Annotated in this window: 7 protein-coding genes; 5 read left to right on the top strand and 2 right to left on the bottom strand. The window is 37.1% G+C overall.

Annotated features, from left to right (window positions below; translation table 11 throughout):
• Positions 1-2,327 (bottom strand): tetratricopeptide repeat protein (locus F6K22_RS29180; protein ID WP_293106160.1); only part of this gene is annotated, 2,327 nt, incomplete at its 3' end.
• Positions 2,328-2,749: 422 nt separating this feature from the next.
• On the opposite strand from F6K22_RS29180, the gene F6K22_RS29175 reads away from it, so the two are divergent.
• From F6K22_RS29175 to F6K22_RS29160, 4 genes are all read left to right on the top strand, one after another.
• Positions 2,750-3,031, top strand: coding sequence for a hypothetical protein (locus F6K22_RS29175; RefSeq protein WP_293106157.1), 282 nt, complete (start codon positions 2,750-2,752; stop codon positions 3,029-3,031).
• A gap of 327 nt (positions 3,032-3,358) precedes the next feature.
• A complete protein-coding gene (locus F6K22_RS29170; protein ID WP_293106154.1) occupies positions 3,359-3,565 on the top strand; it encodes a hypothetical protein in 207 nt (68 codons plus the stop codon).
• An 80-nt stretch (positions 3,566-3,645) separates the two neighbouring features.
• Entirely contained in the window at positions 3,646-3,834 is a 189-nt protein-coding gene (locus tag F6K22_RS29165) for a hypothetical protein (protein ID WP_293106151.1), read from the top strand.
• 155 nt (positions 3,835-3,989) lie between these two features.
• The gene (locus F6K22_RS29160; protein ID WP_293106148.1) at positions 3,990-4,121 is read left to right on the top strand and encodes a hypothetical protein; all 132 of its coding nucleotides are present in this window, start codon (positions 3,990-3,992) and stop codon (positions 4,119-4,121) included.
• A gap of 105 nt (positions 4,122-4,226) precedes the next feature.
• Here the strand turns inward: F6K22_RS29160 and F6K22_RS29155 are convergent, their stop codons facing one another.
• On the bottom strand, positions 4,227-4,463 hold the full coding sequence (locus tag F6K22_RS29155) for a hypothetical protein (protein WP_293106145.1): 237 nt from the start codon (positions 4,461-4,463) through the stop codon (positions 4,227-4,229).
• A 536-nt stretch (positions 4,464-4,999) separates the two neighbouring features.
• On the opposite strand from F6K22_RS29155, the gene pgsA reads away from it, so the two are divergent.
• Complete coding sequence (gene pgsA, locus F6K22_RS29150; protein ID WP_293106143.1) at positions 5,000-5,518, top strand: CDP-diacylglycerol--glycerol-3-phosphate 3-phosphatidyltransferase; 519 nt, start codon at positions 5,000-5,002, stop codon at positions 5,516-5,518.
• The last annotated feature ends 276 nt before the right edge of the window (positions 5,519-5,794 follow it).

Raw genomic sequence — 5,794 nt, 5'->3', positions numbered from 1 at the left:
ATGGCTTGGAGGTACAAAGGTTCTGCTTCCGAGTATTTCCCTTGAGATTCATATAATCCTGCTAGGTTGTTGAGGTGGTTGGCAAGGGAGGGATGATTTTCGGGTAGGGCAATTTTGTCGATTTCGATGGCTTGGAGGTACAAAGGTTCTGCTTCCGAATATTTCCCTTGAGAATGATATAATAAAGCTAGGTTGTTAAGGTCAATGGCAAGAGAGGGATGATTTTCAGGTAGGGCAATTTTGTCGATTTCGATAGCTTGGCGGTACAAAGGTTCTGCTTCCGAGTATTTCCCTTGAGATTCATATAATCCTGCTAGGTTATTGAGGTGGTTGGCAAGGAAGGGATGATTTTTGGGTAGGGCAATTTTGTCGATTTCGATGGCTTGGAGGTACAAAGGTTCTGCTTCCGAGTATTTCCCTTGAGATTTATATAATAAAGCTAGGTTGTTTACACTGGAGGCAAGATAAGGATGATTTTCGGGTAGAGCAACTTTGACGATTTCGATGGCTTGGAGGTACAAAGGTTCTGCTTCCGAGTATTTCCCTTGAGATTCATATAATACTGCCAGGTTGTTGTAGACTTCCGCAACATCAGGATTATCTTTATCCAGCCGTTTTTCTACTATTTCTCTACCTTTCTCTAACCAAGGTTGTGCCTGTGGATAAAATCCTTGACCTAGATAGAATGAACCTAAGCTAGTAAAAGGAACAATCAAATTATCATCACTCAAATACTCAGTCAAATTTTCTGCCACTTGCATAATATGGGGAATATCAACTTCAACTTCCCGAACTTGCTGCCGTGTAATATTATTATCAGGAATTTTCCTTGCTGCCTCCACCATCGCCACAACAAAACCACGTTTCAACTCATCCACCCCCGAATATTCTCTCAACTTCATCTGCAAAAATTCCCGCACCAAAGGATGCAAATTATAAATCCCAGACTCAACACCCTTCAACAAATGCAGATTTAGCAAATCCCCAATAGCAATTTCCCAAACCTCCAACTCCTCATCATCCTCTATCTGATCCAACGACAAACGAAAAGGAGTCAAAGCATACAACCCCAACCGCAAACCTATTTCTTGAGTCTTTTCATCTAACCTATCCCAACTCAAAGCGATCGCCTCTGCCACACCATGAGGATAATTAATCAACTCATTAGCTGACATCGCCCGATGTTCCAGACTTTTTCGCTGTAAACGTTGGAGCATTTTTGTCAAAGCCAAATTATCCCTATTCAAAGATTCCCAATACTCATCCAAATACCGCCCCACCAATTCGATCGCCAGAGGCAAATACCCCAACCATTTCAACAACTCCCTTGCCTTCCATGGTTCCTGCAAAACTCTATCTCTACCCAAAATAGACTTTAACAACTCCATCGCTGCTAAAGGTTTCAACACATCCAGAGGCAACTCCCGAAAAGCCTTACCAAAACTTTTACGAGTCGTCAGCAGTACCCGAAACCGAGAGTCTGGAGGTAAAAAAGGCTTTACCTGAGTTTTGTAGTCAGTCACATCATTATAAATAAGTAACGCCTCACCCCCAGACCAATTTTGCCAACAGTAGCGCAACCTTCCCAGTAAATCTTCCTCTTCCGGGAGAATAAGTCGGAGATTATTCTGAGCAAACCTGAGTATCTGAATACCTACATTCTCCGCAGGTACTTCCAACCAACAGATACCACCAGGGTAAGCAGACTTATGAGCATGAGCGTATCGACGGGAAAGTTCCGTTTTACCCACACCCCCCATTCCCGAAACAGAAGCAACAGCAACCCGTCGATCATTTTTTAGCAATTCGTCGAGTTGTGCAAGTTCCTTTTCCCTACCCACAAAAACTTTATTGTCTAACCATTCCTCCCCAGGAATATTGTATTTTTTAGTTTGAATAGTTGTATGAGACTTAGTTTCTTTTTCACCACTAGATTTTGATTTACGTTTCTCCCACTCTTGATCTAAAATTTCTAAATTTCTTTCTTTATTTGTACTCCACAACTTTAGGGTAAACTCCCATACTTCTCTACCCTGCCTTTGTTCCCATTTATGTGTCAAAATCTGCAAAAATTCTTCCAGTTGTTTCAGGACTTCACTAATTTGGCTTTTGTTCAACTTTTTATCATCATTTTTATATTTGTTGGTCAGGTTTACCAAATATTTCAGTTTAGTTTTGACAAATAGATCGGCATCTTTACCCTGCCAGTTTGCTTCTATTTCAACATCAGATAAATCTGTTAACTCCTGATTAACAAATGCTAATAAAGCCTCCAATAATAATTTAGCTCTTTTTTTAACTTCTTGTCCTTTACCTAGGTTCGGCATATTCGCAACTTCCTTCAGAAAGAAACTTCAGGGAATCCCCAAACTGTTTATTCCCCGAAGTTAGGTTTTGTCAATTATAGCAAGGCTTTCAGAATTTTCTCAAAACTGTTGCTTCGGGGTATATCCCCTAAGTTTTAATTGACTCATTAAATTCATACAGACAAAAAGTCATGTAGCAATTCTTTAAATCTGTGAGGTACAGATATTCGATCCCCCCTAACCCCCCTTTTCAAGGGGGGAACTTGAAAACTCTTCTGGAAAAGGGGAGAACTTGAAAACTCTTCTGGAAAAAAGGGGGGAATTTCAAAACTCTTCTGAAAAAAAGGGGGGATTTCAAAGTCCCCCTTTCTAAGGGGGATTTAGGGGGATCGTAGATGTACCTCATCCAACAGAGAAATGCTATGCTTTTTTAGGAGGTCAAAATGTCTCAACAAATCACAACAAAAGAAGACTTAATATCTCAAATCAAGGCAGCCGAATATCTGAATCCCAAAGCATTAGTTAGTTTTGGCATAACCAACGAAAAAGCAGCCGAAATGGTAGGCGTATCTCTGCGCCATTTTTATCGTTATGAACATAAACAACCACCCCTACCAATCAGAAAATTAGGAGCAACATTAGCTCATCAATTAATTAGTGAAGGAAAAGAAATTCAGCCAGATTTAGTTTACATAATTGAAAGACATTTAAAATCAGAGAAGTAGTGGATCGACATATCTAAAATGGTGCGTTACGACGGATTCCTAAATCCTTTTTATAGCCTGAGTTTAGGCCGTATTTTCATGTCCGCTCTTAGCGGAAACGCACCCTACAATTTTGCTATAGGTCTTTATTTTACATTAAAATAGAGAAATAAATATTTGTTTATCCATGAAATAAATCCTGATTTTTTGCATTTAACTTTGTCAAGACCACAGAAGTAAAAAAAAGACAATGCCAATATGTCATCGACAAGACCAAATAATCAGTATGTAATAGAAATATGAGGCAAAGAAAACCTCTGACTTCCGTCAAAAACAGTTGGGGATATTATGCCACCAGAAATGATATTTGACCGCGAAATTTTCCAGAGTCCAAGTCATCTTAAAAACCATCATTTTCACCATTATAGTCTTTTCCAGCAAAAGTCTTTTGGTGTTGATGAAATACACAGTGATGACGACGACTTAATTCCAGAGGTAGATATTTCGAGATTAATCTTAATAGATAAAAAATCGACAAAATTTATCACTTCTTAACCTAATTAATACCAGTCTCATCCCATAAATTGAGGCAGGTATTATGAAAAAACCATCGTTCAATTTGTTGAGGAAAAACAATGAATTTCTTTACTACTTTATTAAATTTTGCCGCTACTTCTTTAGTAGGAGGTGTAGTCTCAGAAGAATTTGGTCCAGACGCTGGTTATATCGCCAGGAAAGCGACTGGTTTACTTCTCCATGAAGTAGAAAATCCTGATATTAGTGACGATACTTACGACTTTGATTTAGATTTAGACTTGGATTAATTCTAGTTAATTACATAATTAACTGAGTAGTAGGGTGTCTACCTTGAAAATGTGGGTTAAAAAACCTAACCCCCTAACCCCCTTCCCTTGTAGGGAAGGAGGGGAAATCTCCCCTCTCCTCGCAGGAGAGGGGTTGGGGGAGAGGTCTTCGCTCGTTGCTCGCTCCTAAACCACAATTTTGGTCTAGACACGGCAGTAGTTTAGGAGCAGGAAAATCTGATATTAATCCAGATAAATTATTCCCCTGCTTCACTAATTTTGATGTAGCGATCGCGACAACAGAATAGAAGTCTATTGCTCAAAAAAAATTGAGCATAAATTCTAAAATTTTTAACTTTTTAAACCTCTGTAGGGACGTTCCATGGAACGTCCCTACAAATGTCTATGTACCATTAGTAAGTATCCTCATCTTCCTCCAATAATTCTGCATCAAAAGTTTGGAGTACATTATTTAATTCAGGTTCCGGACAAGATGTAATTAATACCTCAAAAACATCTAGCAACTTAGCAGCAGTTTCTCCCAAAGTCGGACTCATTCCCCAAACATCTTGCACCCAATCTTGAGGGCGTTCGTCATCAAAAATTAAACGTTCTAATAATTGCTTTGCTTCTTCTTTTGATATAGACATAATTATAAATTTAACTAATAAAATAAATCTCAATAATTATAGCAGTTATATCATATCCGGTTGAATAGTTATAATAAAAGTTCGTAGTAGGGCTGAATCCCGATTTATACTTAGGGCTGAAGCCCTACTACAAACAAAGACTTTTTTATCATTGATTATCCAGACATAATATTACTCAATTAAAATCAAGACTATAGCCTGAATATACTAATATATAGCAATTCTAAATGACTTGTGAAAAAAAACTGTAGAGGTTGAGTTTCCAAATCCTATTTTCAATTGGGTTTGGAGACCAAACCCTTACGATCAAATGTTACAACATAAGCGCGGATTGCCATATAATAATATTTACCAATTGATAATTGATAATTTCTCTAATGAATAATTATTTAGCTTGATAATCCTTGTACAAAAAGTGAATTTTTTTCTATTTTTCTTTTCTAAAATGAAGTAGTTTTTCTACAATGTTTAAAAACTCAATTCATTATCAATTATCCATTATCAATTATCCATTATTAATTCTTCCTTCTTAAATTATGAACATACCTAACTCAATTACTTTTTCTCGTCTGTTGGGAGTACCTATTATTCTGTACACTCTCAAAACTCCAACTAATCAGAATCTTTGGATATGTTTAGTTATCTTTTTAATTGCTTCAGCTACAGATTTTTTAGATGGTTATTTAGCACGGAAACTTAATCAAATCACCGACTTAGGTAAATTTTTAGATCCTTTAGTAGATAAATTATTAGTTTTAGCACCTCTATTAGCATTAATTGAATTAGGCAAAGTTCCCGCTTGGGGAGTATTTTTAATATTAGGTCGGGAATTAACTATAGCCGGTTGGCGCGTTAATCAAACAAAAATTTCAGGAGCTAATATTTGGGGGAAATTAAAAACTGTAAGTCAAATTATCGCCATTGCTTTATTAATTGCTCCTTTACCTAAAATTTGGGCAACTCCAACAATAATTATATTTTGGATTTCTGTTGCTTTGACGATAATTTCAGGGATGATTTATTTATTACCTCCTCAAGAAACTAGCAATACTTAACGAAGTCAGAAGTCAGAAGTCAGAAGTTGTTTTTGTCACGGGGATTTTGAGCAACCCTCCAAAAACATTTCGCCTTAAAAAACGGGGTGGCGCGACCCAATTATTTTGATAATTTGTATTTTTCAACTAATTTTTAATATCTAGTCATTTCAGTTATCAGTTATCAGTTATCAGTACCTCTGTCTGTTTGCGTAGCATTCCGTAGGAAAGCATAAGGATTGAAATACCGAAGTTGATTTTTTTCATCCTCTTGAAAGGGGAGGCTATTGACCTTGA

Source organism: Okeania sp. SIO2F4, from assembly GCF_010672385.1.
Classification (GTDB): Bacteria; Cyanobacteriota; Cyanobacteriia; order Cyanobacteriales; family Microcoleaceae; genus Trichodesmium.
Note: the sequence above shows the minus strand (reverse complement) of the source record. Positions and strands in the feature narration are given on the sequence as shown.